A 2,012-nucleotide genomic window follows, 5' to 3' on the forward strand; every position below is an offset into this window, starting at 1 on the left:
GGCGCGCGCCGCCGGTCGGGAGGGGCAGGTGGTGGGCGTCGACATCGCCGAGGGCATGCTCGGCGTCTGCCGGCAGAAGATCGCAGGCCACCCGTTGGCCGACCGGTTGCGCTTCCTGCGCGCCGACGCCCAGGGGCTGCCCTTCCCCGACGGCAGCTTCGACGCGGTCATCTCCGGCTTCATGCTGCGCAACGTCGCCTCTCTGGACCGGGCCCTGGCGGAGATGGTCCGCGTCCTCCGGCCGGGTGGTCGCCTGGCGGTGATGGAGCTGACCCACCCGCCCTCGCGCTGGGTGGCCGCGCCCTACCTGGCCTACTTCCGCCACGTGGTCCCCTGGCTGGGCCGCTGGGCGCGGCGCGCGGGCGACCCGCTGCCGCCCTACGCCTGGCTGCCCGAGTCGCTGGGCGAGATCCCGCCGGCCCCGGAGCTGGCGCGTCGGATGGAGCGGGCCGGGTTGGTCCGGGTGGCCTACCGCTACCTGAGCGCCGGCGTCGTCGCCGTCCACACGGGCGTGAAGCCGGGAAGGCCGGGCGAGGGCGTCCGCCCGCCGGCTTGAGGGGCGTCTGCCGCTCTCGGCGGCCATGCGGGGGCGGCTACAATGGGGCCGGATCGTCGAGGCGACCGGGATCGGGGGGATGGCCGCTTCCATGTCGATCGTGGTCGTGGGGCTCAATCACAAGACCGCCAGGCTGGCCGTACGGGAGCGCGCCTCCTGGCCGGAGGAGGAGATCCCCGCCGCCCTGCGCGGGCTTGCGGCGCTGCCCGGGGTCCACGAGGCGGCCATCCTGGCCACCTGCAACCGGGTCGAGATCTACGCCGCCGTGGAGAACCCGGCGCGCGAGGCCGGGCGGATCCGAGCCTGGTGGGGCGACGGGCGCGGGCTCGGGCCGCACCTGGAGGAGTCGGGCTACGTCTACGTGGACGCCGAGGCCGCCGGCCACCTTTTCGCCGTGGCCGCCGGCCTCGACTCGCTGGTACTGGGCGAGACGCAGATCCTCGGCCAGGTGCGCCACGCCTACCGCCTGGCCCAGCTGGCAGGCACGATGGGCAAGAACCTCTACGAGCTCTTCGACCGGGCGCTGGCCACGGCCAAGCGCGTCCATACCGAGACGGCGCTCAGCCGCACGCCGGCCAGCGTGCCGCACGCGGCCGCCGAGCTGGTGCGCGGCATCTTCCCCGACCTGGCAGAGCGGGCGCTTCTCGTGGTGGGCGCGGGGCGGACGGCGGCGCTGGCCGCCCGGCAGCTGGCCGCCGCGCGGCCCGGGCGCCTGATCATCGCCAACCGGACGCCGGCGCGGGCCGCGGCCCTCGCGGCCGAGCTCGGCGCCGAGGCGGCCGGCCTGGAGGCGCTGGAGGCGCTCCTGGCGCAGGCGGACGTGGTGCTGACCGCCACCAGCGCCCCCCGCCTCCTCGTCACGCGGGAGATGGTGGCGCGCGCGCTGGTCGGGCGCCAGCGGCCGCTCTTCCTGGTGGACATCGCGGTGCCGCGCAACGTCGACCCGCAGGCCGGCTCGCTGGAGGGCGCCTACCTGTACGTGGTGGACGACCTCCAGGTGCTGGTGGCGCGGGAGCTGGAGGCGCGGGCGCGCGAGACGGCCCGGGCGCGCGCGCTGGTGGCCGAGGAGGTGGAGGCCTTCCGCGAGTGGCAGGCCTCGCAGAACGTGGTGCCGCTGGTGCGGCGGCTGGTCGACCGGGCCGAGGGCGTCCGCCGCGCCGAGCTGGAGAAGACCTTCCACCGCCTGGCCGGCCTGGACGAGCGGGAGCGGCAGGCGCTGGAGCAGCTGACCGCCAGCATCGTCCACAAGCTCCTGCACGACCCCATCGAGGCGCTGAAGGAGGGCGCCTCGCACCCGGAGGGGGCCGACTTGGCCGCGGCCTTCCGGCGTCTCTTCCGCCTCGAGGAGGAGGGCGGCGAGGCGGACGAGGCGGGCGGGAGGCGCGAGGCGGCCGCCGCCCTCCGGGAGGGCGGGGCATGAAGATCCGCCTCGGCACCCGCGGCTCGCGCCTGGCCC

2 protein-coding genes are annotated in these 2,012 nt (G+C 76.4%); both read left to right on the forward strand.

The genetic code is table 11. The features are described 5' to 3' along the window. Positions 1 to 556, forward strand: a 556-nt coding sequence (locus tag K6U79_11670; protein ID MCL6523012.1) for a class I SAM-dependent methyltransferase, incomplete at its 5' end; no start/stop codon positions are given. A gap of 91 nt (positions 557 to 647) precedes the next feature. Then, positions 648 to 1,976, forward strand: a complete 1,329-nt coding sequence (gene hemA, locus K6U79_11675) for a glutamyl-tRNA reductase (GenBank protein MCL6523013.1) — start codon at positions 648 to 650, stop codon at positions 1,974 to 1,976. Positions 1,977 to 2,012: the final 36 nt, after the last annotated feature.

The sequence above is a fragment of the Bacillota bacterium genome (assembly GCA_023511835.1).
Lineage (GTDB): Bacteria > Bacillota > Sulfobacillia > JAIMAT01 > JAIMAT01 > JAIMAT01.

What these genes read in the sequence shown, in the direction of transcription:
- hemA (MCL6523013.1), top strand. Translation starts at nt 648, where the DNA reads ATGTCGATCGTGGTCGTGGGGCTCAATCACAAGACCGCCAGGCTGGCC.